Genomic DNA, 25,461 nt, shown 5'->3' on the forward strand with positions numbered 1-25,461 from the left:
CGATTGATCGTAGGTATGATCCTCATCGCAGCCTGCGCACCCATGCGTGCGGAGACGCAATCACCGCCTTCCGGCTTTGCGGATCGTTGGGCGGTTCACCCCGCCGCGGCCCCGACACGACAGGGCGGGCCGCAGGTCACCGTCGAGCAGGCACTCTATCTGATCCGCTCCTCGCTACTGACGTTGAATGACGCCAATCGCTCCGGCAATTATTCGGTGTTGCGCGACCTTGCCGCACCTGAATTCCAGGCCAGGAATAGTGCCGCCGATCTCGCGCTTGCGTTCTCCGACCTGCGGGCCCGCAAGTTCGACCTGTTTGGAGCCGCACTTCTCGCCCCGCGATTGTCGGCGGCACCCAACGTCAATGGCCGCGGCATGCTGCGGCTCAGCGGCACCATTCCGACGAGGCCGTTGCAGATCGATTTCGATCTGATGTTTCAGGATGTCGGCGGTAGCTGGAGGCTCCATGGACTATCGGTCGCGACACCCGCGGCTGCGGCCGAAGCCACCTCGCCGCAAGCGGAAGCCTCAAAGCACTAGTCTCAGGGCCGGACGGCCGGCGTCTCCATCGGCAAGCCGCGCGCCCGCGACATCAGATAAAGCTCGAGCGCGACCAGCTCGGGCGAGCCGTAATCATAGGCCTGGGCGCGGACGCCGCTCATGCAGCTGCGCAGCCGTCGCTCCAGCGATCCCAGCGTTTGCCATTCGAGGCGGTAGAGCGGATAGCCGGTCGGCTGTCCCTGCGTGATCGGCGCGCCCGCAAGGCGCTTGTCGAAATTGTCGTCGTGGCAATTGGTGCAGGCGAGGTTGAGCTGGCCCTCGCGCTGCATGAAGAGGTCGCGGCCTTGCTCCACGAAGGGCTTTGCTTGCGGATCGTCGCCGGCGGTGATCGCGACACCGCGCGATTGATGGGCGACGAAGGCGGACAGCGCCAGGAGGTCGCGGCTCTCGTAAGGCAGTGGCGAGGCCTGCTGATGATTGGAGCGGCAGAGATTGATGCGCTGGTCGAGCGTGACCGGGCGACTGAGCGCCTTGTCGAAGGCCGGGTAGCGTGCGGCAACACCCTTCATGCTGGTGCGTGTATCGCCATGGCAATCCGCGCAGGCTTTCTCGGCGCTGCCGGTCTTCTTGTCCCATAGCTGTTCGCCATCGAGCACGAACAGCATGCCGGGATTGGAGGTGTCGTCGTCCTGCATGGCGCGCGTGTCCGGGCCCATGAAGGAGTAGCCGGACCGGCGCGCATCGTGCGGGACTTCACCAGCGGGCAGGGCAGGCGCTGCGGCGAACAATGCGGCCGCCGCTATCGCGCGCCAAACGCTCATTCGACAATGATCGATGCCGACGCGGTGGAGGAATAGCCGTTGTCGCCGATCCACTCGAACTCGAACTTGCCGCTTTTCCTGGCGACCGTGAAGAACGACAGATAAGGATTGGCCGCGATCGCCGGAAACAGATCGGCGCGGAAGATCTCGGCGCCGTTGTAGCGGCAGGTGAAGCTCGTGATGATGTCGCGCGGCACCAGCTTGCCGTCTGTGGTATGGCGGAAGCCTGTTTCCATGATATGCGAGGTCAGCGTGCGGATCTCGATGACGTCGCCGCGCTTGGCCTTCGCGGGAACGTTGATAAGCGCGGCCATCAGTTCATCTCCTCGGTGCAGGCGGCCAGCGTCACGACCACGTCGGCGGCGACCTGCCAGAACGTGTCGTCGGACAGGTGTGCGATCGCAACCACCTTCTGGGTGTCGGCGAGGCGGATGCGGGTCGAGACTTGGGCGCGGCCGGTGGAGGGGCCGAAATAGAAATTGCCGATGTTCGGCTGCGGGTTCTTCTCGTTGAAGACGTGGATGCTCTTGACGTGGTCGTCCGCCGTCATCGGGCTTGCAACGCTTACCGTCATCGGCACGGTGTTGCCGTTCTCGACCAGCGGCGGAATGTCGAGCTTTACCCTGCCGGTGCGAATTGGTGCTTCGCCGACGACATTGCGGATTGCGGTGTTGAGCATCGCCGGCGTCGCGTGAAGCGGACGCAGGGTGACGATCGGGATCGTCCCGGCGGCCGTCACGCCTCCGGCGAGGCTCAGAAATTGTCGTCGCGTGGTTGGCATGAACAGTCCTAGTCGCGAAGCGTTGCAAGAAAAGCCACGATGTCCTCGATCTCCGCCGCCGACAAGATCGGCTTTCCGGCAAAATTGCGTCCGACTCGCACGAGGTCGCCGTTGCGATAATAGGACGGCATGATGGTGTCCGGGTTGAAGCGCGCCGCATCGACCAGCCGAAGCCGCAACTGACTCACCGACCATCGGTTCCCGGCCCCGGCGAGGTCGGGCGCGAGATCGCCCTGGAACCGCGTTTCGGGGAAGGGGCCGGAATGGCAGAGGATGCATGTCGTGGTGCGCGCCAGCACCAGCGCGCGGCCGCGCACGGCATCGCCTGGCGCGCCCGTGAGAGAAGCCGGGATGCCTTCGCCTACGATCTTGTAGGGCGCGAGTTCGTCTGCCTTGGCAAGCGAGGACAGGGCGAGGCTCGCCGCGATGAACGCAGCAACCGCAGAAATCGGACTGGGTGCACGGTGCCGCCGCGAACTCCGCTTACCTCTCCCGCTTGCGGGAGAGGTCGCCGCGCAGCGGCGGGTGAGGGCTTTTTCCTCTTGGGGAGTCTCGCGAGTGGAGACACCCTCTCCCCAACCCTCCTCCGCAAGCGGGGGAGGGAGCGCACCTAGCTCGTGGCGGCAACTTGGTCCCATCATCGCTCTAACCAAAGACGTCCGCCGTGATGATTTGAAACCAGCGCTCGGCTTCGGTCGCCTCGCGGGCGCGCAATTCGCGCGGGGCATCGACTGGGCTCGTCGCGCCGCCCTCGACCTCGGCAAAGATGTCGCCTTTCGGCTGATAATTGCCTGCAAGCAAAAATCCATAGCCTGGCGCGACGGTGTTGTAGCAGACGCCGGTCAGCCGTGGCGTCTCGGGTGCCCGGCCCGCGAGCAAAGCGACGATGGCAGCGGCGCAAGCCTTGCCCTGCCCGCTTGCGGCCGAGGCCGATTTGGGAATGCCGCCGCCGAGGCAGGCGTCGCCGATGACATGGATGTTCTTGACGAGCTTCGACTCGAAGGTCACGGGATCGATCGGACACCAGCCGGTGTGGTCCGCCACGCCTGCGATCTCGGCAATGCGTCCCGCGCGTTGCGGCGGAATGACATTGGCGACATCTGGCGTGTAGTTGCCGAACTCGGTGACAATGGTCATGGTCGCCGGATCGACTGAGGTCACGCGGCCGCCTTGTGACAGCGCGATGCGCTCGATCATGTCGCCATAGAGCTCCTTCCACGCCCTCTCGAACAGCCGCTGCTGGGAGAAATTGTCCTTGGCGTCGAGGATCAGAACTTTTGACCGTGGCTTGTTCGTCTTCAGATAATGCGCGATCAGGCTGGCGCGCTCGTATGGCGCGGGCGGGCAGCGCGAGGGATTAGCGGGGATTGCGATCGCGACCGTGCCGCCGTCAGCCATTGCTTCCACCTGCCTGCGCAGCAGCAGGGTCTGCGCGCCGGCCTTCCAGGCGTGCGGCATCTTCTCCGATGCGGCGTCGTCATAGCCGGGCAGGGCTTCCAAGTGGAAGTCGATGCCGGGCGAGAGCACGAGGCGGTCATAGGCAAACGTGGCGCCATCGGCGGCCGTCACGCTGCGCTTTTGCGCGTCGACGGCCGTCGCGGCCTGAGCAGCGACGGTGACGCCCTCGGCGGCGAGCCTGTCATAGCCGAACTGCTGCGCGTCGATCTCGCGCAAGCCGGCGATCACCTCGTTGCTGAAGGGGCACGACGTGAAGGTCTTGTTCGGCTCGATCAGCGTCACCTGCAAGCCCGCCTGCGCACGCTTGAGCGCCCGCGCGCAGGCCGCTCCACCAAAGCCGCCGCCGACCACGACGATGCGGCCTGCGGATTGCGCGCGCAGGATCGAGGGGACGGCAAACGATGTGGCCGCGGCGGTGATGCCGAGAACGGCATTCCGCCGTGTCACCGGCGCATTCATGAATCTTGTCCGCAAAATGCCGCGGCGGCCGTCGTGGCCGCCGCGGCTGTGCTTAGGCGAAGGTGATATTCTGGTCCCGCAGCGGCACGGAGCGGATGCGCTTGCCGGTCGCGGCGAAGTACGCATTGAGCACCGCCGGCGCGGCGACGCCGATGGTGGGCTCGCCGACGCCGCCCCAGAACCCGCCGCTTGGCACCATCACCGATTCAACCTTCGGCATCTCGTTGATGCGCATCGAGTTGTAGGTGTCGAAGTTGGTTTGCTCGATCTTGCCGTCCTTGACGGTGCAGCCGCCGTAGAACAGCGCGGAGAGGCCATAGACGAAGGACCCCGCGATCTGCCGCTCCACCTGCGCCGGATTGACGACGTAGCCGGGATCGGTGGAGGCGACGATGCGATGCACCTTGATCTTGCTGCCGTCGGTCACCGAGATTTCGGCGGCGCCGGCAACATAGCTGCCATAGCCCATGACCTGGGCGATGCCGCGATAAACGCCCTGCGGCGCCGGCGTCGTCCAGCCGATCTTCTCGGCGACCGCGTTGAGCACCGCCAGATGCTTGGGATGGTTGCCCATCAGCTTGCGGCGGAATTCGAGCGGGTCCTGGCCTGCGGCCTGAGCCAGCTCGTCCATGAAGCATTCCATGTAGATGGCGTTGTGATTGACGTTGACGCCGCGCCAGAAGCCGGGCGGAACGTGCGGGTTGCGCATCGCATGCTCGACCAGCAGGTTCGGCACCGAATAGCCGAACGCCGCTTCGCCGGATTGGGCGACGCCCTGGAAGGCGGCCGGATCCATGCCGTTCTGCAGCGCTTCGGGGCGCAGCGAGAACAGGATCGATTGTCCGGACAGGCGGTAGTGCAGCGCGACCAGGTTGTTGTTGGCGTCGAACGCGCCGGTCATCTTGCACTGGGTGATCGGGTGGTACCGGCCGTGCGCCATGTCCTCTTCGCGCGACCACAACAGCTTGACCGGGGTGCCCGGCATCTCTTTGGCGATCATCACGGCCTGGCGGACATAGTCGGTCTGGCCGCGTCGGCCGAAACCGCCCCCTAACATCACCTTGTGCACGTCGCACTTGTCGGCCGGCAGGCCGGAAGCTTCGAGCACCGCCGCGAACGCCGCCTCGCCATTCTGCGTGCCGCACCAGACCTCGCATTTGTCCGCGGTGTAGAGCGCGGTGGCGTTCATCGGCTCCATGGTGGCGTGGTTCTGGTAGGGATAGGAGTAGACGGCCTCGACCTTCTTGGCGGCGCCGGCAATCGCGGCCTTCGCATCGCCGTTCCTGTTGCCGACATAGGCCGGCTGGTCGTTGTTGAGGCCTTCGGCCAGCCACTTCGCAATCGACTCACTCGAGACCTTTGCGTTGTCGCCCTCGTCCCAGACGATCGGCAGCGCCTCCAGCGCGGTCTTGGCGTGCCACCAGGTGTCGGCAACGACCGCGACCGCGGTATCGCCGACCTTGACGACTTTCTTGACGCCTTTCATGCTGGCGATCTTGGCTTCGTCAAAGCTCTTCAGCTTGCCGCCGAACACCGGGCAATCCTTGATCGCGGCATTCAGCATGCCCGGCAGCTTGATGTCGGCGCCGTAGATCATGGCGCCGGTGGTCTTGTCGACGGTGTCGAGCCGCTTCACGCCCTTGCCGATCAGCTTCCAGTCCTTCGGATCCTTCAGCTTGACCTCGGCCGGCGGCGACAGCTTGGCTGCGGCCTCGGCGACCTTGCCGTAGGTCGTGGTCCGGCCCGATGGCGTATGGGTGATGACGCTGTTCGCGGCCGCGCATTCGGAGGCCGGCACCTTCCATGCATCGGCGGCGGCCTGGATCAGCATCACGCGCGCGGTGGCGCCGCCCTTGCGGACATAGTCCTGCGAGGAGCGGATGCCGCGGCTGCCGCCGGTCGAAAAATCGCCCCAGACGCGCTTGCGGGCGACGCTCTGGCCGGGTGTCGGATATTCGGTGGTGACCTTGGTCCAGTCGCATTCGAGCTCCTCGGCGACGAGCTGGGCGAGACCGGTGAGTGAGCCCTGGCCCATCTCGGAGCGGGCGATGCGGATCACGACGGTGTCGTCGGGCCTGACCACGACCCAGGCGCCGATCTCCGGCGAGCCGTCGGCCGCACGGACCACGGCGGGCCCGCCGAAGGGGAGGTCGAGGCCGATCGCAAGGCCGGCGCCGAGCGTGGCGCTGCCGATGACGAAGGCGCGGCGGTTGAGCCGCGGCGAGATATGCTTATTCATGTGGGGATTTCCTTACGCGCTTGCGATCGTGTGGATCGCTTCGCGCACCTGCTGGAAGGTGCCGCAGCGGCAAATGTTGGTGATGGCCTCGTCGATATCGGCGTCGGTGGGCTTCGGCTTCTCGCTCAGCAGCGCCGCCACCGCCATGATCATGCCGCTCTGGCAATAGCCGCATTGCGGCACGTCCTGGGCGATCCAGGCCTCCTGCACCTTGTGCAGCGCATCGCCGGAGGCGAGCCCCTCGATGGTGGTGATCTTCTTGCCCTCGGCTTCGCTGACCGAGACGCCGCAGGAGCGGGTGGCGACGCCTTCGATGTGAACCGTGCAGGCGCCGCATTGTGCAATGCCGCAACCGTATTTGGTGCCCGTCAGGCCGGCATTCTCGCGAATCGCCCAGAGCAGCGGCGTATCCGGCTCGACGTCGAGAGTGAAGGTTTTTCCGTTGATTGTTAGGTTTGCCATCGCAAGTCCCCTGATTGGCCCAATCCACCGATTGAACTCAGGGGCGCAATGTGTCCGGCAAACTGGAACTGTTCAAATCAACAGTCCGAGGGGTGAAATGCGAAGAATTACGCCGCTGAGGGAAGATTGTGGGGAGGGTGGTGTTTTGTCTCGCCCTCCATCATGGTTGATTCGGTCGTCCTTCCGCGGGCGCCAATCCATGGGTCTGAGGCGACGCCAGCCGTGAACGCCGGTTCCAGGCCCGGTCGAGGCCACGGCGACAGTTTGTCCCTTTTGCCGGGGTGCAAGACGCGGGCGCTTTGGTACACTGCGCCGACGCCAGAAGGAGTTCCATGAACGTGCCGAGTCCCAACGTACTGATGCTGTACCCGCTGTTCTCGGCAGAGTCCTTCTGGACCTTTGGCGAATCCTGCAAGGTATTGGGCGTAAAGCGCCCGGCCGCTCCTTTGGGCCTGATCACCGTTGCCGCGATGCTGCCCGAAAGCTGGACCGTCCGGCTGATCGATTGCAACACGGCGCCCTTCAATGACGAGGATCTCGCCTGGGCCGATGTCGTCTTCACCGGCGGGATGATGCCGCAGCAGGCCGACACGCTGCGCCTGATCGAGCTCTGCCGCGCGGCTGGCAAGCCGGTCGTCGTGGGCGGTCCCGACCCGACTTCGAGCCCGCACATCTATGAGCGGGCCGACTTCCGGGTGCTCGGTGAGGCCGAGAGCGTCATCGACGAATTCATTGCGGCCTGGGAGGGTGGCGCGCGGAGCGGCACCTTCACCGCACCGAAATTCCAGGCGGACGTGACCAAGACGCCGGTGCCGCGTTTCGACTTGCTCAAGTTCGAGGACTATCTCTATCTCGGTGTGCAGTATTCGCGCGGTTGTCCGTTCACCTGCGAGTTCTGCGACATCATCGAGCTCTACGGCCGCGTGCCGCGGACCAAGACGATCGAGCAGATGTTCGTCGAGCTCGATAGGCTCTATCAGATGGGCTACCGCGGCCATCTCGACTTCGTCGACGATAATTTCATCGGCAACAAGAAGTCGCTGCGGCAATTCCTGCCTAAGCTCGCCGAATGGCAGCGGACCCACGGCTATCCGTTCGAATTGTCGACCGAAGCCTCGGTCAACTTGGCCGATGATCCCGAGCTATTGGAGTTGATGGGGGCGGCGAATTTCTTCGCCATCTTCGTCGGTATCGAGAGTCCGGATCCGGCAACGCTGGTCGCGATGCGGAAGAAGCAGAATACCCGGCGCAACATCGCCGAGAGCATCCACAAGATCTACGCCGCCGGCATGCTCGTCACCGCTGGCTTCATCGTCGGTTTCGACAATGAGAAGGTCTCCATGGCGGACGCCATGATCGATTTCATCGAGGAAGCGGCGATTCCCGTCAGCATGGTCGGACTACTCTATGCCTTGCCGAACACGCAGCTGACGCGCCGCCTGGAGCGCGAAGGCCGGCTCCACGCGGGCCACGATGTGGCGCCGACCATCGGCGCCGATCAGTGCACGGCTGGAATCAATTTCGATCCGGTGCGCCCGCTCCGCGACATCCTGACGGACTACAGGCGGGTGCTGGAGCACGTCTACAGCCCGGCTGCCTATTCAGGACGCGTCGACCGCCTCATGACGCTGCTCGACCGGTCCCGGCAGCGCCACGAGCTCGCCGAAGGCGATATCCGCGCCAAGCTCGGTGCGATGGAGACGGTGCACAAGGTGGTCACCGCCCTTCCCGAGGCGCGTGGACCGTTGTGGCAAACTTTCATGAACTGCGCCAAGCGCGACACGACATCCGCGCGCATTGCCGTGCAGATGATCGCAGCCTATGCCCATCTCGGACCGTTCTCGCGCAAGGTCATCGCCGCCATTGACGCGCGCCTGGCGGCGCTGGACGAGCAAATCCCGAGTCCAGCCGTAGCTGTGGGCGCGACCGAGGCTCGACATCTGGCCTGACATCCGGAGAGCGATGGAACCGCCCACGACGCTTTGATGCGCTGCCCGGCGTGCCGTCGGCAATCAAACTGGCTGTCATGTGTGAGATCCCGGCTTGACAGCAGGACAACCTCAAGCTGATCGTCGTCAGGACGACCCGGGCCCGCCGCGATTTCGGCGTCTGGACGTTCCGCGCGGGCATTTTGAGTTGGCCCGCGAGGCTCAGTGCTCGTCTGCCATTGCGACCGACGTCATTGCCGGAAAAGCTCTAGCGGGGTTGGGCCATGTTCAGGAAGGTGATCCGCTGGTCGGTTGCGCTGATTGTCGTGGCGGTGCTGGTCTTCGCATATCTGCCTTCCTTCATCGCCGATTCCATCTACAAGAACGTCGACGACATCACCGATGGCGAGATGCCCGCCACCGTCACGGCCTTTCAATCGGGGCCGGACGTCGTCAGTACCATCGGTGGAAGCGGCGAGGGCCTGAACTGCAGCCTGCCGCCCTGGGCCAACATATTTTTCGACGGCGGCAGGGATTCCAACCAGAAGCGCCATCTCGTCCTGCAGCGCTTCAGGCAGGCCTGCGTCTTTCACGACCTGTGCTATCGCCATGGCCTGGCGACCTATGGCTATAACCAGAACGATTGCGACCGCATTCTGCAGAACGCGGCTTTTCGACTGTGTCTCTACATACGAAACGGCAGCCAGGAGAGCAGCGCGGCGCGCTGTCAGACCGACTCCAAGATGGTTCTGGCCGGCGTGAGCATCGGCGGATACGACGCCTATCGCGGCTGGGACCGATCGACCTATTTCGAGTTCGATTCGGACCCGTCGCGGTCGAACGGATTTCTGGTCAGCCGTGTGGTGGATCATCCGTTCAAGGCGGCCGCGCCGGCCAAATACGGCAGCGACCCCGATCAGGTCATTCTCATGTTCGAGAACGTCCGCTCCAATCTTGCGGTGACCTGCATCACCTGCGCGAGTGTTCCCGTTCTCGAGTGGACGACCGATCCCAACGCCGTCAGCGCCGAGTTGCGCTCGGTCGGCGTGACGCGGTTGCCGGAAGCGCTGCTCAAGCGCGAGCCCATGCTGTCCGAAACCATGCCGGTCTGGTTGCCGCCGCGCCGTCGACACGCGGCGCCGCATCTTCTGGTCGACGGAGCGGGCAAGGACCATCTGATCTGGATGAGCCGGAACAACCCGCAGGACAGCATGTCCTGTATCGTCGGCGCCGATCCGGCGCGCCTCCTCACCAATACCCTGCCGGCCCGGGATCTCTGCTCCGTCGATGCGGGCCCGTCGCTCAGCAGGGTTGAGGTCGACATGTTCGCGACCTCTCCGCTTCCGATGGAAGTGCCCGGAAGTCCGGATCTCGTCTACGCGACGTCGATCAGCACACAGAAGACAAAGGAGCAGCATCTGAGCTTCTGCTCCCGCTCTGCATCCAGGAAGGTCGAGGAGTCCGGAGGCGACGACCGGTCCAAATGCGTCACCTTCCCCGAAACGGAGGTTCGCAAGGGCGCGGCGCTCGGTGCATTCCAGAACTTTCCGCTGGTTCGCGCCGGACAGCAGATCTATTTCGCGCGGGACATCGATCAGCGGACGGATTCGCTGTTGACCGCCGCCTGGCAGCGCGCCTTCGGCAACAGCTTCTCGCCCGACGGTGCCTTGCTTGTGATTGACGTTGCGCCGCCGCTCGCCGCCAAAGGGCCTCTCTCGGCCAAGCTGAAGAAGATCGTCCGGTTCAACATCGACGATCGCTTCGATCCGATGATGCCGATCACGCGCAAGGCGGATGATTTGCGATTCCTGAGCCTCGAGGCGTCGAAGTCGAGTGTGCACCTTCGCACGATCGATTTCGCCAAGGACGACCCTTCCGTTGGCAATGGGCGGCTGACGATGGGCGACGGGGACGTGGACCTGGATCGCTCGTGGGCGGAGAGACCCATGCTGGTGCTGGAGACCAGGGAGGCGCGACCGAGGACCAAGCTGGTGTTCTCCCGTGGGGAAATAGCGATCGAACCGGGCAAGCCCGACGTGTCCCGCGCGACGACCGAAGTGTTGACGCTGCAGACCCTGGTTTTCGAACGCGATGCCGCCGCGCCGTCGGATGCGCCGTTCGTGAAATCGGCCGGAGCTGCTTGCCGGGTCGTCTATGAGTTCGAAGCGAACCACACCGATTGGGCGTGCTATCGCGCCTTCGACCCCGACCGCGCGATGCGAGCCTCGCCAGCGACGCGGATGCAGGCCTCCCAGACGCTGGTTGGGCGGTTCAGCCAAGGCGGCGGCCATGGCCTCGCATTTCCCGATCTCTGCCTGAAGTCGGAGCCGATCATCCTGACGCCGCAAGGAGGCACGTTTGCGCCCCTGAGCGAGACCGCGGGCTGGAAAGGCCCGCCAAAGCTGACACGGACGATCAAATGCGAGCCGCTCGATGCCGCGGCAATCGTGAGCCGTCCCATCGCGCAGAAGGCTCCGTGAAGGCGGGCCGGCCAATGAGGCGCGCCAACGCGTTCGGTCTACTTCACCGCCAGCCGTAGGAAGCTCATCACGCTGCCGAGTGCGGCAAAGCCGGCGCCGAGCGCCAGCGCGACGGTTGCGCCGTCGTGACCGGCCAGCGCGAAGCAGAGCGCCGCGAGGGCCGCCCCCGTCGTCTGTCCCGTCAGGCGCGCGGTCGCGACGATGCCCGAGGCGCTGCCGCTGCGGTGCGGCGGCGCGCTCGACATCACCGCCTTCATGTTCGGCGCCTGGAAGAAGCCGAAGCCCATGCCGCAGATCACCATCCGCCAGATGATGTCGGCAATGGCGGGGTTGGCCGGAAGCGTCGCAAGCAGCGCCATGCCGAGGCCGAGCAGCACCAGGCCGATGCCGCCGAGCAGGCCGACCGCGTGGCGGTCGGACAGGCGTCCCGCGATCGGCGCCATGATGCCGACCACCAGCGGCCACGGCGTCATGAAGAAGCCGGTCTCGACCTGCGAGCGGCCGAGCACGTCCTCGAAATAGAACGGTAGCGAGACGAAGGCGAGGCCCTGCACGGCGAAGGAGCACACCGCAGTCGCGGCCGACAACGCGAACATCGGCCGGCTGAACAGGTCGATCGGCAGCATCGGCGCCGGATGGTCGGCGTGCCGGCGCGTCAGGATAAAGCCGAGCGCGAGGGCCGTGACCAGCTCGATGATCACGACCACCGGCGACAGATTATGCGCGGCACTGCCGATGCCGGTGATGAACAGGCCGAGGCAGGCCGACGCCAGGATTGCGCCGAGAAAGTCGAACCCGTGATCGGCGCGCGGCGTCTTCGGCAGCATCGCAACGCCGATGCCGATCGCGACGAGGCCGAACGGGATGTTGACGGCGAACAGCCACGGCCACGGGCCGAGGGCCAGGATGGCGGAGGCGATCGTTGGCCCGAAGGTGAAGGCGGTCGCGACCACAAGCGCGTTGTGGCCAAAACCGCGGCCCAGCATCCGGCCGGGATAGACGAAGCGCACCAGCGCGGTGTTGACGCTCATGATGCCGCTGGCACCCAGCCCCTGCAGCATGCGCGCGACCAGCAGGCTGTCCAGCGACCACGCCACCGCGCAGAGCAGCGAGGCGATGGTGAACAGGATGAGGCCGCCGAGATAGATGCGCTGGTGTCCGACGATCTCGCCGAGCGCACCCAGCGGCAAGAGCGTTGCCACCAGCGCGATCTGGTAGACGTTGACCACCCACACCGACTGCTCCGGCGAGACATGCAGATCGGCAGCAATGGCGGGCAAGGCGATGTTGGCGATCGCGGTGTCGAGCGAGGCCATCGCCAGCGCGGTGAAGATCGCGGCGATCGCCCAGCGCCGCTGCGCGGCGGGGAGGCCATCAGAGGTGGTGTGGTCGGGCTCGCGCGCGGCGGCAGGTAACGTGATCGTCATTGCGTTGGCGCGTGGCTCCGGCGGCGCGGCTCAAATCGGTCATTTCGCATGTACTACGGCGGGGCCGCCTTCCACAGGCATATGCTTGCATGCTGTGTATGCGCGAAGGTGAGGCGATGACGGCTCGCGCTGGCGTATGATCGCGCCGCGGCTGCAAAAGTCAGGGGATCGCCATGCAAATCGTCGTTCTGCCCGGTGACGGCATCGGACCCGAGATCACGACCGCGACATCGGGCGTGCTGCGCGCGGCCTCGGAGCGCTTTCAGCTCAATTTGCGTCTGGAGGAGCACGCGGTCGGGCATGCGAGCCTGAAGCTATCAGGCACGACCGTGCGCCCCGAGCTGCTCGACATCGTCCGCGCCGCCGACGGCCTGATCCTGGGTCCGACCGCGACCTTCGACTTCAAGGACGAGGCGCATGGCGAGATCAATCCGTCGAGGTACTTCCGCAAGAACCTCGACCTCTACGCCAATATCAGGCCCGCGCGCACCTATGCGGGGCGGCCCGGCCGCCTCGGTGATTTCGACCTCGTCGTGGTCCGCGAGAACACCGAGGGGTTCTACGCCGACCGCAACCTGGAGCAGGGCAGCGGCGAGATGCTGGTCACGCCCGACGTGGTGATCTCGCTGCGAAGGATCACACGCCTCTGCTGTGAGCGCATCGCGCATGCCGCATGCCGCCTCGCGATCAAGCGGCGCAGGCACCTCACCATCGTGCACAAGGCCAATGTGCTCAAGATCGGTGACGGCATGTTTCTCGAGATCTGCCGCGCGGCGGCGAAGGCCTATCCAGGACTGAGCGTCGACGACATTCTGGTCGATGCCATGATGGCGCATGTGGTGCGCAGTCCTGATCGTTTCGACGTCATCGTGTCCACCAACATGTTCGGCGACATTCTGTCCGATCTTACCGCCGAACTTTCGGGAAGCCTCGGCCTCGGCGGCTCGCTGAATGTCGGCGAGCGCTACGCGATGGCGCAGGCCGCGCACGGCTCGGCGCCCGACATTGCCGGACAGGACGTCGCCAATCCCGTCTCGTTGATCCTGTCGACCGCGCTGCTGCTGGCCTGGCACGGCGAGAAGACTGGTGCGGTCCGCTATGAAGAGGCCGGGCACGCGATCGAGGCGGCGGTGGCGAAGGCGATTGGCGAGGGCAGGGCGACGCGGGACATCGGCGGCAAGCTCGGCACGATCGCGGCAGGGGCGGCGATTGCGGAGATTCTGCAGGCGGAGTGAGCGGTGCTTGCACACTTTCCTCGGGGCCCAAGACAAAAAGTCGAAAAACAACCCCATGCACAGTAGAAGTCGCCTTGATTGATAAGGGATTTTCGAACCGCCTTGCGACGGTAATCGCGGCTGCGATCAAGTTGACCCGTCGGGCAAAACATTGCCAGGATGCTAACGTGCCAGCGACGCCGGTGAACGTGCGACGCCGCCTATCAAGGCGGGCCACGTATCGGCTTGGCAAGCGCTGACCTACGATATCGCGCGCCGATCGCGGTGCCGCTGCCCGGGCCGGCCCGCCAAGGCTCTTGACCTCGTGATCTCCGAAAGTTTTCTGACCGGTGCCGATCAGGTGATGGACTGAAGTAGTTGGGTTCACGGCAGAAGCGTCATGAACTCGTAGACGACGACGGCAGCGCCGAGACAGCGCCGCCAGGGATTCACGCCGCGGAAGACCTCGTCGGCGCCCCAGACGACGAGTCCGCCCTTCATGACGATCGTCAAGCCGACGCTGACCTTGCCTGCGGCAGGCCAGATCCAGAGCAGAACGCCGGCAACGAGGACGATCCAAAGAAGAAGATTCGGCCACTGCGCGATGGTGATGGCACCTGTTTCGCGGCTCCGGAAGAACCAATCAGCGAATCGCCGTACCGAGCCAATCAGAGTGCAACCTCACCCTCTTCACGGCCCTTCCAATAAGTGATGCGGTTGGCTTTGACCTTGATCAGCACGATGCCCGGCGTATCGATGCCGTGGTCGAACCATTTGTCGAGATCGCTCGTCCAATGCTGTTGGAATGCCGCCTTGTCCCGGATCAGTTCGGCCGTCCCCTCGACGGCGACATAGATCCCCTTCGAGAACAGGCCCGCTTCCGACGAAAAGCCGAGCGCGACTTTCGGATTTCGCCTGATGTCCGAGACGGTGCGGGTCCGGTCATGGGCAAAGTAGTAAGACGTGCCGTCGTAGGCGACATCGCCGTTGTTGCTCATGGGGCGGTTGGCGATTTCGCCGTTCTCGGTGTGGGTCGAAAGAATGGCGATGTCGATGTCGGCCATTTCCTTCGCGATCTCGGCGAGCGATGTCTTGGACATGAATTTTTCCTCCAGTGGGGCTGGAGCAACGGCGGGATGAGGCTACGCGTTCCTCGCGTTCTACTCGTTGGAAACGCAAAACCGCCCCCGACATCAGTCGGAGGCGGTTTCGAATTGAATCGGATCAGTGGCCCGTGCCGGGCTTGGTGGTCTTCGGGGGCTTGCCGTCTTCCATGCGGCCCTCATTGCGAAGATCGCGCCCCTCTTGAGCCTTGCGCTGGCTCTCGGGATCCTTGCCGTGCTCGTTCATCTCTTCCTTGATGTAACCGGCGCCTTCCTTGATCTTGCCTTCAACGCTCATGATCTTCTCCCTCCATACAGGCGATAACGCGTTGGCGGACTTGGCGTTCCGGTATCATAACGGCGCAGATTGCGGGGAACCGAGTTGTGCCTTCGAACGCGCAGAATGGTAGAGCGCTTGCGAAACTCATCGTGCTGAGTGCTGAACGTTCGTCGACGGTGTCGCTGCGCATTGATGGCGTGGCTCGGACTTTCCGAGCTGTGGCGCTGGTGCACGACAGGCGCACTGCTCACTTATTTCCGCTGCATGGATCACGTCAGCAGATGGCAGCTCATGAGAGCCATCCGTTCAATTTCGTTTCGCTCTTCATCGTCCACGGAGTGGTTGCTGCCATGGGAGTGACGATTTGCGCCATGCAGTGGCTGCTGATCCGCAGGTGGTGGTTGAAGAAGCCGGCGGCGGATCAGTGATCGTGCGCGCGCCTCTTACGAGCATCATCGGCCGCTTTTGAAGGCAAGGAAGATGCTCGGCGCGCTGTCGCCGACATTGTTGTCGGTGCCTCCTGCACGCACTCCCGCACTGTATTGCCTTAGCAGGCTCGCCCAGGCTGACGACTAGGGGGCCGGGAGATCGGGTAGTTCCGAATGATGAATTGCGCGAGGTCGCGACAAGACGGCTGGTAAGAAATCGGCGGAATAAGCGATGTGGAGGTCAACGCTCGGGGTGGAAAACCGTCACTCGAACGCAAGCCCCAACGCCAACCAGGTCGCAAGAGACAAACAGACGCCAATTCCCAAATAGGGCAATGCAAGGCGCATCGGTCACTCCTCAGCTCCGAGACGCGAAAACGCCTTAACTTCGCATGTTCGCCGTGCACTGCCCATATTCCAAACGATGTACGAGGGTTGGTTTGCCGTGGACGACAACGTACCCGACCGCGCAATGCCAACAGGAAGCAGACGTGCCTGATTTGGCGCCCCTTTCAGGTCGGACCCGGCTGATTTAATTTGACTCCGCATTTGGTTCAAAATATATAATTTATTTAATTATTTAATTGTGGGGCTGATGCCTGCCAAGTCCTTTCGATCTTGGGATTTTCTTCCATGCCGAACCGCGAAACAGGCGGAGCAATCGCGCCGCTCTAGCCTTTATCTAAAGAGGCGTGATCGATGCGCCGACCGATTGATACTGCACCCAGGGACGGAGAAGACATCTGGGTGGAAGATGCGACCGGGGTCGTTGACGTCGCTCGCTGGTCGCCTCAAGCAGGCAAATGGGTCTCCAAAGACGGTGCTCCAATCAACGCCGAGCCGACCCATTGGTATCCCGAAGCTGAGGACATTGACCCAGAGGGCGAACCATCGGGCAATCCGCTCGCGGCGGCTGTCATTTTGCTTCCCGCGATCCTGGTTGGAGCGGCCTTACTGGGTGTGTTCGATACTTTCAGCGCACGAACGATGCCGGAAATGGCGCAAATCGGCGGCGAGAATGCCCTCCGCTTCGACCGACGGCCGGAAATAGGGGCGAGGTCGCAAGCGCTCCTTCAGCGCGAAGCGAACGGAGACCTAACGTACACGGTGCCGGCGGGCATGGTGCAGCCTGAGCCATGGCCCGATCGAGATGCTTTGCACAGTCATGCGCGCGCCAGTGAACCGGACGGGGCGCGCAGGGAACTTGAGGAGGCGGTCCAGCAGGCGCACGCGGCAAAAATTGCGGCGGACGAGTTGCGGCAGTCGCTGCAACAGGAGCAAGCGCGCAACGCTGCGCTTGCGAACGAAGTTGCCGAATTCCGCCGGCAGGTCGATGCCCGCGACGCAGAATCGCGGATGGCGGAGGATGTGGCCGCGCAACAGAGAGAAGCGGCGCAACGGCAGATCGCAGAACTAGAGCAGTCTCTGCAGCGCGAGCGGGAAACTAGCACCGCCCGCGCAAGGCAGGTGAACGCCGCACAGGCAGCGGCGGCGAGCGCTGAGCAGGAACGCCACGAGGCGCAGTCGCGCGCCGCCGCGCTCGCGAGCGAACTCGCCGGAATGCCTCGCCGCTTGCCTGTGACGGAAGCTGCGACTGCGGAGGAAAGCCCGGCGGAGGGGCTGGAGATTGCGGAACTGCGGCAGTCCCTGCAGCAAGAGCAGGAAAAGAACGCCATTCTGGTCACGGAAGCCAAAGCAGCGCAGGCAGCAGCTGCCGATGCCGATCAACAACGCCGCGCTCTCGAAGCGGCTCAGGCGCACGCCGCTGCGCTGGAGAGCGAACTTGCCGAAGTGCGCCGGGAGATCGAAACCCGCAACGCGCAATTGCGCGATGCCGAAAATGCGGTCTTGCAGCAGAGACAGGCAGCGAAACGAGAGATCAGTGAGCTGCGACAGTCGCTGAAACAGGAACTGAGCAAAACCGAGGCCAGGGAGAGAGATCTTGCATCGGGGTGGCGCTCCACCCGTGAGCGCGCTCTGGCCGAGCAAGCAAATGACGCGCCGGTCCTGCCGGCGACGCGGAGCGTGGAAGTGGCGGAGCCACCGACCGCCGCAGTCCAGAACGAGGCGGAGGCCCGTTTGCTCCCGCGTGCCAGGGCGCTGCTCGATCAGGGAAATATTGGTGCAGCACGCATTGTCCTCGAGCTCGCAGCAGAGAAAGACATTGCGCAGGCAAGTTTCATGCTCGCCGAGACCTATGATCCGGCGGTTCTTTCCGCCTGGGGTACTTATGGGACTCGCGGCGAAGCGGCCAAGGCGCGCGAATTCTACGCGAAGGCACACAGGGGTGGTATTCGCGAAGCGAAGGAACGGCTGGATGCGCTCCGACCCTGAGAATGGGATTCTTGCAGTCCGAGAGACGAAAGCTTGCGGCGGCTGAGCCGGAAGGGAACGACATGAACAATGCGCCAAAGTTACGCTCGTTGCTCCTGCTGGCTTGGTTGGTGCCGGTCGCTATGATGCTTCAAACGGCCTGCCTGGAAGCGCAAACGGCGAGAAATGCCAAGGCCGATGCACAGCTCGACCGACGGCCGCTTCCGAAAGAGAACGAAAAGAACCGGATGAACGCCTGGACGGTCGGGCTCGCCGGGGGCCTGCTCGAGGGCGCGCCGATCCGCCTCGCCGCAGAAATGGCTCGCGTCGTCGACGACGGAGCAGACCTGCATCTTCTGCCGATCGTCACCCGGGGGGCCACCGACAATCTGAACGCGCTGCTCTATTTGCGCGGCGTCGATACTGCCATCATCAATTCCGACGCGCTCGAGGAGTATAAGATTCAGGTACCGCAGATCCGGAGCCGCATCACCTATCTGCTCAATCTCTTCCCATCCGAGCTGCACATCTTTGCGCGGCCTGAGATCACAAGCCTGCAGGATCTTGTTGGCAAGAGGGTGAACTTCAACACCCTGGGCACCGCGGCCGCCTATTCAGGGCCACTGATCTTCAGCCGCCTCGGGATCGATGTCGAAAAGACATTCATCCCGCATCAGGTTGCCCTGGAGCAGATGCGTAAAGGCGAAATGTCGGCCGTTGTGTTCATCACGTCGAAACCCGTTGATGCCTTCGTAAAGGGCCGCTGGGAGGCTGGATTCAAGTTCCTCCCGATCCGTTACGACAAGAAATTCGAGGACTATTATCTGCCCGCGACCTTGGACGCCAATGAGTATCCTAATCTGATCAAGCAGGGTGAGCGGGTCTCGACCATCGCGGTCCCGACAGCGCTGGTCGCTTTCAACTGGCCGCCAGGCTCCAATCGCTACCAACGCGTGGCTCGCCTTGTCGAGTACCTGTTCTCGCGGATCGACCGGCTGCAGGCACCAGGCTTCGATCCGAAATGGCAGTCGATCAATCTTGCGGCATCCGTCCCGGGTCTCACCCGCTTCCAGGCCGCGCAGGAATGGCTGGATCGCAAAGCGCGCAGCGTACAGGCGAGGCCATGAAGACTGCCGCTCCGCCGCTCGCTGTCGCCTTCAACGTCGCCTGCGGTATCGCCTACGCGCAAAGTACGAGCGATCCCATGGAAACACTTAGGGCTTGTTCGGCGATGGAGGGACAAGCCCGGCTGGAATGTCTGCAAGGCCTATCGCGCAAGATTCCCCCGTCCAGCCGGAGTAGCCGGGATGCCGGCTGGATCGTCAGCGAGACGACTTCGCCAGTCGATTATCTGCCGGTCGTCACTGCCACGGCCACTTCTGTCGGCCGCTCGGACGGTGCCGCGATGCAGCTCGCAATCCACTGCCGCAGAGGCCGCACGGAAGTCATCGTCGCCGGACCGGCGCTGTCACGCAGCGCCAACGAATACGTGATCTCCTTTCGGCTGAATGCGGATACTCCAATGCAACTCGCAGCAGCGTCGCCGTCATTCGGCTCCGGCGTCGCTTTCGGGGGCGACGTCGTAAAATTGTTGAGCTCACTACCCGACGACGGTCACATCGTCGTGAGCCTTTTCACCCGCACTGGCCCGGCGCAAGACGGACAATTCCTGCTCAGCGGATTCGAAAACGTGCGCAAGAAAATGGCGGCTGCATGCAAATGGCCACATGTCGTCACCAGGCCGGGTAGGTGATGGTCAGGATATGGGAGACACGAGATGATCAATCCAAAATTGGCGCTGGCAGTCATCGGCGGCTTGACGATAGGGCTTCTGGTCGGACCAGGCGCGCAGGCGCAGCAGGACAACCAGTGGTTCCCGCAGGCGCGCGAGAAGAGCCAAGCGAGCAACGCGAAGCATCCGGGTGGACAGAAGCAGGTGAGCAAGCCGCGGCAGATTCACGCGATCAGGCAGGATCATCCCAACAACACGAAGATGGCTCAGGCTACAAAAACCGAGAGCGCGAAAAAGTCGCACCGGCTGGTGCTGCAGGTCAATTCCAACGAACCTGCGATGATGAACCTCACGCTCAACAATGCGAGCAACGTCGCGCAATATTATCGCGATCTCGGTGAACCAGTGTCGATCGAGGTCGTCACCTTTGGTCCCGGCCTTCACATGCTGCGCGATGACACCTCGCCGGTAAAGCCGCGCATCGAGGTGCTCGCGATGAGCCATCCCGAGATCTCCTTTAAAGCTTGCGGCAACACGCAGGAAAACATGCGCAAGGCAGAGAACAAGGACATCAACCTGATCCCACAGGCAACGGTCGTGAAATCCGGCGTTGTCCGCGTCATGGAGCTGCAGGAGCAGGGCTGGAGCTACGTCAAACCGTGAGGTCTGGCAAACCGGACATGGCGAGCGTTCGCGGGTCGTGGATACAGGAGCCCAGCCCTAGAACTGATACCGCCGCAGCCCCCCGTCCACCGGGATCACCGTCCCGGTGATGTACCGCGCCACCGGCGAGGCCAGGAACACCGCCAGCGCGGCCAGATCTTCCGGCTCGCCCCAATAGCCGACCGGGATTTCCTCCTCGGCAAAACGCTCCCGATAATCCGGCGGATAGTTGCGGCGGATCTGCTCGCTCATGATGCGGCCGGGAGGGATGCAGTTGATGGTGATGCCGTGCTCGCCGATCTCGCGCGACAGGCCCTTGGCCCAGGCGTGCACGGCGGCCTTGGCGGCGAACGCCGCGTTGAGCCCCTCGGGCTCGGACTTGCCGGTGATGTTGACGATGCGGCCCCATTTGCGCTCGATCATCTGCGGCAGCAATGCATGCGCGATGCGGCGGTAGCTGGTGAAGTTCAGCGCGATCGCCTCGTCCCATTTGCTGTCGGGCGCATCGACCGGCAGTGGCCGGCTGCCGCCGGCATTGTTGATGAGGATGTCGACATGGCCGAGCTCCTTCACCGCGAACGCCGCGATCCGCTCTGCCGCGTCCTTCGCCATCACGTCCTGCTCGAGCGGCGTGATCAGCCCGGAGCCTTCCTCCTTCACCAGCTCGGCGAGCAGATCGGTGCGCCGCGCCACGCCGACCACACGCACGCCTTCGGCGGCGAGGCCCTTGGCGATGGCGCGACCGATGCCGATGCTCGCGCCGGTGACAACAGCGGTTTTCGATTTGAGCCCGAGGTCCATGGTCACACGCTCTCTTGTTTGGTTCTTGCTTATTGCTGTTCGTTTCCTGCCCGTCCCGCGCGCCTTGCGAATTGCCTGAGCGGGACGAGCAGTGGTAACCAAGAGCGACCTTGAAGGAAACACGAAAAAGAAAAAGGCGTTGAGCGATGGCCTGGGATCCGCAGCAATACTTAAAATTCTCCGGCCACCGGCTCCGGCCCGCCGTTGACCTCTTGATGCGGATTCCGGATTTTGGCCCGCGCGAGATTGCCGATCTCGGCGCCGGCGCCGGCAACGTGACAAAACTCATCAAGGAGCGCTGGCCGGAGGCGAGCGTGACCGGCGTCGAGGGCTCCGCCGAGATGGTTGCCGCCGGCCGCAAGGCTGCACCCGATGTCGAATGGTCCCACGAGGACCTCGGCCAATGGCGCCCCGCCAGGCAATACGACTTGATCTATTCCAATGCCGCACTGCACTGGCTGCCCAATCATGCGGCGCTGTTTCCATCGGTCATGGAGAAGGTGAAGCCTAGCGGCATGCTTGCGGTGCAGATGCCGCGCAACTTTCTGGCGCCGTCGCATGTGCTGATCGGCGAGACCGCGCTCGATGGTCCGTGGCGATCCAAGCTCGAGCATCTCGTGACGCCGCCGCCGGTCGAGGGGCCGGCCTTCTATCACGATCTTCTTGCGCCGATGTCGGCCGACATCGACATCTGGGAGACTGAATATCTGCAGGTGCTCGAAGGCGAGAACCCCGTCAAGGAATGGACCAAGGGGACCTGGCTGACGCGCTATCTCGACGTGCTCGCCGGCGAGGAGAAGATCGCATTCGAAGCCGCCTATGGGATGCGGGTTGCGAAGGCCTATCCGAAGAATGCGGCGGGGCAGACCCTGTTCCCGTTCCGCCGCCTTTTCATGGTTGCGCAGCGCAAGAGCTGATGCTCTGCCGCAATGCGACATAAGCGCTCGTTCCCCTGGACAGAAGCAGGTGCCGGGTTGCGTAGACAGCGCTCGTCAAGATAGCTTGGCTGCGGCAAATTGGGCTTAGGTCTAGTTGTTCGGCCTGCGGATTGCTGCCACTACTCAAACCGGAAAACAAAAAAGCACCCGGTTTGTCGAGGTTGTTGGGAGGTCTTCATGCGCAAACTGCTTCTTGCGGTCGCGGCGGCCGCGCTGATTCTGGCCCCTGCCGCTGCGCAGGCCCAAACTCCGATCGTCATCAAGTTCAGCCACGTCGTCGCCAACGACACCCCGAAGGGGAAGGGCGCACTGAAGTTCAAGGAGCTCGCCGAGAAATACACCGACGGCAAGGTCAAGGTTGAAGTCTACCCGAACTCCACGCTTTACAAGGACAAGGAGGAGATCGAGGCGCTGCAGCTCGGCTCCGTGCACATGCTTGCCCCTTCGACCGCGAAATTCGCGCCGCTCGGCATCAAGGAGTTCGAGGCGCTCGACCTGCCCTGGCTGTTCAAGGACGACCAGACCTATTCCAACGCGATGAAGGGCACGGTCGGCAAGTGGCTGTTCCAGAAGCTCGAGACCAAGGGCATCACCGGGCTTGCCTATTGGGACAATGGCTTTCACATGCTCTCCGCCAACCGCCCCTTGCTGAAGCCGACCGATTTCCAGGGCCTTAAATTCCGCATCTCCGGATCGAAGGTCGCCGACCAATATCTGCGCATCATGGGCTCGATCCCTCAGATCATGGCGTTCTCCGAGGTCTACCAGGCCTTGCAGACCGGCGTGGTCGACGGCTGCGAGAACACCGCGTCCAATTACTTGACGCAGAAGTTCTACGAGGTGCAGAAGGACATCACTGTGTCCTATCACGCGCATCTGCAATATGCGGTCATCGTCAATTCGAAGTTCTGGTCGGGCCTGCCGCCCGACATCCGCACCCAGCTCGACAAGGCGATGGCGGAGGCATCCGACTACACCAACTCGATCGCCCGCCAGGAGAACGAGGACGCGCTGGCCGAGATCAAGAAGACAGGTAAGACCAATCTGCATTACCTCACCGATGCTGATCGCAAGGCCTGGCAGGAGGCGATGCAGCCGACTTATAAATGGGCAAAGGGACGGGTCGGGCAGGAGGTGCTCGATCTCATCGCCAAGGAACTCGACGTCAAGATGAACTGACGGCTGCGGCCCAATAAGAACAACACCAACGGTCGGGGGTGATCGCACTCCCGGCCGTTTCGCTCTTGAATGACGACCTGATGCTGGGGGACCAAGTTGTTGCGTGTGCTGAATCGTTTTCTCGATCATCTCGAGGAGTGGCTGATCGCGACGATGATCGCGGCTGCGACGTCGCTCATCTTCGTCGCCGTGCTGCACCGCTACGGCGCCGGGCTGTCGATCGATATCGCCAAATGGGCGGAAGCCCGCAACCTGACCTTCCTCGCCGTCCCGGCGCGCGCGGCATTCGTCTGGCTTGCCGCGCTCGATCTGTCCTGGGCGCAGGAACTCTGCATCTACATGTTCATCTGGATGGCGAAGTTCGGTGCCGCCTACGGCGTGCGGACCGGCATCCATGTCGGCGTCGACGTGCTGGTTAATATCCTGCCCGGCGGATCGCGCCGGCGCGTCATCACCTTCGGTCTGTTGTGCGGCGCCCTCTTCACCGCCATCGTCGCCTATTTCGGCGCCGCGTTCGTGGGACAGATGTGGCAGACCGGCCAGCAGTCCAATGATCTGGAAGCACCGATGTGGATGGTGTATCTCACCATCCCGCTCGGCTCCGGCCTGATGTGCTTCCGCTTCCTGCAGGTCGCCTGGTCGTTCCACCGCACCGGCGAGCTGCCGCATCACGACATGGCGGGCGTCGAGGGCGTCGAGGCGGATCCGGTGCATCCGGCGCCGGTCACGCATAGTCAGGTCGTCCGGGACGAGCGCAGCCCGCTCGGCTGGATCCTGATGCTGCTGCCGGTCTTGATCGTCGCGCTGTGCTTCGCGCATGCGGGTCACGTCATCACGCTGCCGCAGGGCTTGCGCGTCCTCATCGTGTTCGCGCTTCTGCTCTCCTTGATGCTGACGGGCATGCCGATCTCGATCGCGCTCGGTCTCACGGTGCTCAGCTTCATGTTCACACTGACCGACGTGCGAACGGAATCGGTGGCGCTGAAGCTGTTCACCGGCATCGAGAATTTCGAGATCATGGCGATCCCGTTCTTCATCCTCGCCGGCAACTTCCTGACCCATGGCGGGGTGGCGCGGCGGATGATCACCTTCGCGACCTCGCTGGTCGGCCATTGGTACGGCGGTCTCGCGCTGTCGGGGGTGGTCGCCTGCGCGCTGTTTGCCGCGATTTCCGGCTCGTCGCCGGCGACCGTGGTGGCGATCGGCTCGGTGATCCTGCCGGCGATGGTCGCGCAAGGCTTCCCGAAGCGGTTCGGCGCGGGCGTGATCACGACGTCGGGCTCGCTCGGAATTCTGATTCCGCCGTCGATCCCGATGGTTCTCTACGCCGTCTCCACCAACAGCTCGGTCGGCAAACTTTTCATCGCCGGCATCGTGCCGGGATTGGTCCTGGCCACGCTGCTCGGCGCCACCACATTTTACCGGGCCTGGCGCAACGACTATCCGCGGATGCCGAAGGCAACGCTGCGCGAGCGCTTCGATGCCTTCCGCAAGTCGATCTGGGGCATCCTGCTGATCGTGATCGTGATCGGCGGCATCTACAGCGGCCTGTTCACGCCGACCGAAGCTGCCGCCGTCAGTGCGGTCTACGCCTTCATCGTCGCGGTGTTCATCTATAAAGACCTGAAGCTGAGCGACGTGCCGCGGGTGCTGCTGTCGTCGGCGAATCTTTCGGCGATGCTGCTCTACATCATCACCAACGCCGTCCTGTTCTCGTTCCTGATGACCTACGAGAATGTGCCGCAAGCGCTGGCGCAATGGATGATCGACCAGGGCCTGGGGTGGATCGGCTTCCTGCTCCTCGTCAACCTGCTGCTGCTGCTGGCGGGCAACGTGATGGAGCCGTCCTCGATCATCCTCATCATGGCTCCGATCCTGTTCCCGGTCGCGATCAAGCTCGGCATCGACCCGATCCATTTCGGCATCCTGATGACAGTCAACATGGAGGTTGGCCTCTGCCATCCGCCTGTCGGCCTCAATCTCTACGTGGCGTCAGGCATCGCAAAGATGGGGATCACAGAGCTCACGGTCGCGGTGTGGCCATGGCTGCTGACGATGCTGGGATTCCTGGTGGTGGTGACGTACTGGCCGGGCCTGTCGTTGTGGCTGCCGCGATTGTTGGGGATGTAGTGACGAGTTCTGAATCCCTCTCCCCTTGTGGGCCTGTTGCGCTACGGCCTTTTGAGGCAGGAGACGTAAGGAGAGAGGGCTGTGTTGACGCCGATCGTCAGGCCGAGATCTGTAGTTGGCGCCC

Annotated in this window: 24 protein-coding genes and 1 pseudogene; 13 read left to right on the forward strand and 12 right to left on the reverse strand. The window is 63.4% G+C overall.

Annotated features, from left to right (window positions below; translation table 11 throughout):
- The first annotated feature begins 15 nt into the window (after nt 1–15).
- On the forward strand, nt 16–540 hold the full coding sequence (locus GGD62_RS36750) for a hypothetical protein (protein WP_246800434.1): 525 nt from the start codon (nt 16–18) through the stop codon (nt 538–540).
- Between the two features lie 2 nt (nt 541–542).
- Here the strand turns inward: GGD62_RS36750 and soxA are convergent, their stop codons facing one another.
- From soxA to GGD62_RS36785, 7 genes are all read right to left on the reverse strand, one after another.
- Complete coding sequence (gene soxA, locus GGD62_RS36755; RefSeq protein WP_183713359.1) at nt 543–1,322, reverse strand: sulfur oxidation c-type cytochrome SoxA; 780 nt, start codon at nt 1,320–1,322, stop codon at nt 543–545.
- Nucleotides 1,319–1,636 carry a thiosulfate oxidation carrier complex protein SoxZ gene (gene soxZ / locus GGD62_RS36760; RefSeq protein ID WP_183713362.1) on the reverse strand — a complete coding sequence of 106 codons (318 nt, stop codon included), beginning with the start codon at nt 1,634–1,636 and terminating at the stop codon, nt 1,319–1,321. Before soxZ ends, soxA begins: the two co-directional genes overlap by 4 nt.
- The gene (locus GGD62_RS36765) at nt 1,636–2,103 is read right to left on the reverse strand and encodes a SoxY-related AACIE arm protein (protein WP_183713365.1); all 468 of its coding nucleotides are present in this window, start codon (nt 2,101–2,103) and stop codon (nt 1,636–1,638) included. The genes soxZ and GGD62_RS36765 overlap by 1 nt, the downstream gene beginning before the upstream one ends.
- Before the next feature lie 8 nt (nt 2,104–2,111).
- The gene (gene soxX / locus GGD62_RS36770; protein WP_183713414.1) at nt 2,112–2,552 is read right to left on the reverse strand and encodes a sulfur oxidation c-type cytochrome SoxX; all 441 of its coding nucleotides are present in this window, start codon (nt 2,550–2,552) and stop codon (nt 2,112–2,114) included.
- 196 nt (nt 2,553–2,748) lie between these two features.
- The gene (locus GGD62_RS36775) at nt 2,749–4,020 is read right to left on the reverse strand and encodes an NAD(P)/FAD-dependent oxidoreductase (protein WP_183713368.1); all 1,272 of its coding nucleotides are present in this window, start codon (nt 4,018–4,020) and stop codon (nt 2,749–2,751) included.
- A gap of 52 nt (nt 4,021–4,072) precedes the next feature.
- Complete coding sequence (locus GGD62_RS36780; RefSeq protein WP_183713371.1) at nt 4,073–6,259, reverse strand: xanthine dehydrogenase family protein molybdopterin-binding subunit; 2,187 nt, start codon at nt 6,257–6,259, stop codon at nt 4,073–4,075.
- A 12-nt stretch (nt 6,260–6,271) separates the two neighbouring features.
- Nucleotides 6,272–6,721 carry a (2Fe-2S)-binding protein gene (locus GGD62_RS36785; RefSeq protein ID WP_026202799.1) on the reverse strand — a complete coding sequence of 150 codons (450 nt, stop codon included), beginning with the start codon at nt 6,719–6,721 and terminating at the stop codon, nt 6,272–6,274.
- Between the two features lie 332 nt (nt 6,722–7,053).
- Between GGD62_RS36785 and GGD62_RS36790 the strand changes: the two genes are divergently transcribed.
- Complete coding sequence (locus GGD62_RS36790) at nt 7,054–8,670, forward strand: B12-binding domain-containing radical SAM protein (RefSeq protein ID WP_183713374.1); 1,617 nt, start codon at nt 7,054–7,056, stop codon at nt 8,668–8,670.
- Between the two features lie 263 nt (nt 8,671–8,933).
- Nucleotides 8,934–11,129, forward strand: coding sequence for a hypothetical protein (locus tag GGD62_RS36795; protein WP_183713377.1), 2,196 nt, complete (start codon nt 8,934–8,936; stop codon nt 11,127–11,129).
- Between the two features lie 38 nt (nt 11,130–11,167).
- Here the strand turns inward: GGD62_RS36795 and GGD62_RS36800 are convergent, their stop codons facing one another.
- Nucleotides 11,168–12,556 carry an MFS transporter gene (locus GGD62_RS36800; protein WP_183713381.1) on the reverse strand — a complete coding sequence of 463 codons (1,389 nt, stop codon included), beginning with the start codon at nt 12,554–12,556 and terminating at the stop codon, nt 11,168–11,170.
- A gap of 173 nt (nt 12,557–12,729) precedes the next feature.
- Between GGD62_RS36800 and GGD62_RS36805 the strand changes: the two genes are divergently transcribed.
- Complete coding sequence (locus tag GGD62_RS36805) at nt 12,730–13,791, forward strand: isocitrate/isopropylmalate dehydrogenase family protein (RefSeq protein ID WP_183258600.1); 1,062 nt, start codon at nt 12,730–12,732, stop codon at nt 13,789–13,791.
- Nucleotides 13,792–14,154: 363 nt separating this feature from the next.
- Here the strand turns inward: GGD62_RS36805 and GGD62_RS41945 are convergent, their stop codons facing one another.
- From GGD62_RS41945 to GGD62_RS36820, 3 genes are all read right to left on the reverse strand, one after another.
- The gene (locus GGD62_RS41945) at nt 14,155–14,439 is read right to left on the reverse strand and encodes a hypothetical protein (protein WP_092259778.1); all 285 of its coding nucleotides are present in this window, start codon (nt 14,437–14,439) and stop codon (nt 14,155–14,157) included.
- Complete coding sequence (locus tag GGD62_RS36815; RefSeq protein WP_183713384.1) at nt 14,439–14,870, reverse strand: pyridoxamine 5'-phosphate oxidase family protein; 432 nt, start codon at nt 14,868–14,870, stop codon at nt 14,439–14,441. The genes GGD62_RS41945 and GGD62_RS36815 overlap by 1 nt, the downstream gene beginning before the upstream one ends.
- A gap of 124 nt (nt 14,871–14,994) precedes the next feature.
- Nucleotides 14,995–15,171: a hypothetical protein gene (locus tag GGD62_RS36820; RefSeq protein WP_018322718.1), complete on the reverse strand. Its 177-nt coding sequence runs from the start codon at nt 15,169–15,171 to the stop codon at nt 14,995–14,997.
- 131 nt (nt 15,172–15,302) lie between these two features.
- Between GGD62_RS36820 and GGD62_RS36825 the strand changes: the two genes are divergently transcribed.
- The 5 genes from GGD62_RS36825 to GGD62_RS36845 all read left to right on the forward strand — a co-directional run bounded on the left by GGD62_RS36825 (nt 15,303) and on the right by GGD62_RS36845 (nt 20,289).
- A complete protein-coding gene (locus GGD62_RS36825; protein WP_183713387.1) occupies nt 15,303–15,581 on the forward strand; it encodes a hypothetical protein in 279 nt (92 codons plus the stop codon).
- A 699-nt stretch (nt 15,582–16,280) separates the two neighbouring features.
- The gene (locus GGD62_RS36830; protein WP_183713390.1) at nt 16,281–17,915 is read left to right on the forward strand and encodes a hypothetical protein; all 1,635 of its coding nucleotides are present in this window, start codon (nt 16,281–16,283) and stop codon (nt 17,913–17,915) included.
- Nucleotides 17,916–17,977: 62 nt separating this feature from the next.
- Nucleotides 17,978–19,021 (forward strand): TAXI family TRAP transporter solute-binding subunit, encoded by a 1,044-nt coding sequence (locus tag GGD62_RS36835; protein ID WP_183713393.1) that lies wholly within the window; start codon nt 17,978–17,980, stop codon nt 19,019–19,021.
- Nucleotides 19,018–19,647: a hypothetical protein gene (locus GGD62_RS36840; RefSeq protein WP_246783487.1), complete on the forward strand. Its 630-nt coding sequence runs from the start codon at nt 19,018–19,020 to the stop codon at nt 19,645–19,647. Before GGD62_RS36835 ends, GGD62_RS36840 begins: the two co-directional genes overlap by 4 nt.
- A gap of 24 nt (nt 19,648–19,671) precedes the next feature.
- Nucleotides 19,672–20,289, forward strand: a complete 618-nt coding sequence (locus GGD62_RS36845) for a hypothetical protein (protein WP_246783488.1) — start codon at nt 19,672–19,674, stop codon at nt 20,287–20,289.
- Nucleotides 20,290–20,346: 57 nt separating this feature from the next.
- Here the strand turns inward: GGD62_RS36845 and GGD62_RS36850 are convergent, their stop codons facing one another.
- Nucleotides 20,347–21,090, reverse strand: coding sequence for an SDR family NAD(P)-dependent oxidoreductase (locus tag GGD62_RS36850; RefSeq protein ID WP_092259768.1), 744 nt, complete (start codon nt 21,088–21,090; stop codon nt 20,347–20,349).
- A 146-nt stretch (nt 21,091–21,236) separates the two neighbouring features.
- Between GGD62_RS36850 and GGD62_RS36855 the strand changes: the two genes are divergently transcribed.
- From GGD62_RS36855 to GGD62_RS41195, 4 genes and pseudogenes are all read left to right on the forward strand, one after another.
- Complete coding sequence (locus GGD62_RS36855) at nt 21,237–22,007, forward strand: methyltransferase domain-containing protein (protein WP_183713396.1); 771 nt, start codon at nt 21,237–21,239, stop codon at nt 22,005–22,007.
- Between the two features lie 198 nt (nt 22,008–22,205).
- On the forward strand, nt 22,206–23,207 hold the full coding sequence (locus GGD62_RS36860) for a DctP family TRAP transporter solute-binding subunit (RefSeq protein ID WP_183713399.1): 1,002 nt from the start codon (nt 22,206–22,208) through the stop codon (nt 23,205–23,207).
- A gap of 153 nt (nt 23,208–23,360) precedes the next feature.
- A pseudogene (locus tag GGD62_RS41190) lies at nt 23,361–23,837 on the forward strand (TRAP transporter small permease); the annotation flags it as partial.
- A 219-nt stretch (nt 23,838–24,056) separates the two neighbouring features.
- Nucleotides 24,057–25,337 (forward strand): TRAP transporter large permease, encoded by a 1,281-nt coding sequence (locus GGD62_RS41195; protein ID WP_244550726.1) that lies wholly within the window; start codon nt 24,057–24,059, stop codon nt 25,335–25,337.
- Nucleotides 25,338–25,461: the final 124 nt, after the last annotated feature.

This window comes from Bradyrhizobium sp. ERR14 (assembly GCF_014198235.1).
Lineage (GTDB): Bacteria > Pseudomonadota > Alphaproteobacteria > Rhizobiales > Xanthobacteraceae > Bradyrhizobium.

Excerpts from the sequence above, each read along its gene's own strand:
- GGD62_RS36750 (WP_246800434.1), top strand. The coding sequence starts at position 16 with ATGATCCTCATCGCAGCCTGCGCACCCATGCGTGCGGAGACGCAATCA.
- soxA (WP_183713359.1), bottom strand. The coding sequence starts at position 1,322 with ATGAGCGTTTGGCGCGCGATAGCGGCGGCCGCATTGTTCGCCGCAGCG.
- soxZ (WP_183713362.1), bottom strand. The coding sequence starts at position 1,636 with ATGGCCGCGCTTATCAACGTTCCCGCGAAGGCCAAGCGCGGCGACGTC.
- GGD62_RS36765 (WP_183713365.1), bottom strand. The coding sequence starts at position 2,103 with ATGCCAACCACGCGACGACAATTTCTGAGCCTCGCCGGAGGCGTGACG.
- GGD62_RS36775 (WP_183713368.1), bottom strand. The coding sequence starts at position 4,020 with ATGAATGCGCCGGTGACACGGCGGAATGCCGTTCTCGGCATCACCGCC.
- GGD62_RS36780 (WP_183713371.1), bottom strand. The coding sequence starts at position 6,259 with ATGAATAAGCATATCTCGCCGCGGCTCAACCGCCGCGCCTTCGTCATC.
- GGD62_RS36785 (WP_026202799.1), bottom strand. The coding sequence starts at position 6,721 with ATGGCAAACCTAACAATCAACGGAAAAACCTTCACTCTCGACGTCGAG.
- GGD62_RS36790 (WP_183713374.1), top strand. The coding sequence starts at position 7,054 with ATGAACGTGCCGAGTCCCAACGTACTGATGCTGTACCCGCTGTTCTCG.
- GGD62_RS36795 (WP_183713377.1), top strand. The coding sequence starts at position 8,934 with ATGTTCAGGAAGGTGATCCGCTGGTCGGTTGCGCTGATTGTCGTGGCG.
- GGD62_RS36800 (WP_183713381.1), bottom strand. The coding sequence starts at position 12,556 with ATGACGATCACGTTACCTGCCGCCGCGCGCGAGCCCGACCACACCACC.
- GGD62_RS36805 (WP_183258600.1), top strand. The coding sequence starts at position 12,730 with ATGCAAATCGTCGTTCTGCCCGGTGACGGCATCGGACCCGAGATCACG.
- GGD62_RS36815 (WP_183713384.1), bottom strand. The coding sequence starts at position 14,870 with ATGTCCAAGACATCGCTCGCCGAGATCGCGAAGGAAATGGCCGACATC.
- GGD62_RS36820 (WP_018322718.1), bottom strand. The coding sequence starts at position 15,171 with ATGAGCGTTGAAGGCAAGATCAAGGAAGGCGCCGGTTACATCAAGGAA.
- GGD62_RS36830 (WP_183713390.1), top strand. The coding sequence starts at position 16,281 with ATGCGCCGACCGATTGATACTGCACCCAGGGACGGAGAAGACATCTGG.
- GGD62_RS36835 (WP_183713393.1), top strand. The coding sequence starts at position 17,978 with ATGAACAATGCGCCAAAGTTACGCTCGTTGCTCCTGCTGGCTTGGTTG.
- GGD62_RS36840 (WP_246783487.1), top strand. The coding sequence starts at position 19,018 with ATGAAGACTGCCGCTCCGCCGCTCGCTGTCGCCTTCAACGTCGCCTGC.
- GGD62_RS36845 (WP_246783488.1), top strand. The coding sequence starts at position 19,672 with ATGATCAATCCAAAATTGGCGCTGGCAGTCATCGGCGGCTTGACGATA.
- GGD62_RS36850 (WP_092259768.1), bottom strand. The coding sequence starts at position 21,090 with ATGGACCTCGGGCTCAAATCGAAAACCGCTGTTGTCACCGGCGCGAGC.
- GGD62_RS36855 (WP_183713396.1), top strand. The coding sequence starts at position 21,237 with ATGGCCTGGGATCCGCAGCAATACTTAAAATTCTCCGGCCACCGGCTC.
- GGD62_RS36860 (WP_183713399.1), top strand. The coding sequence starts at position 22,206 with ATGCGCAAACTGCTTCTTGCGGTCGCGGCGGCCGCGCTGATTCTGGCC.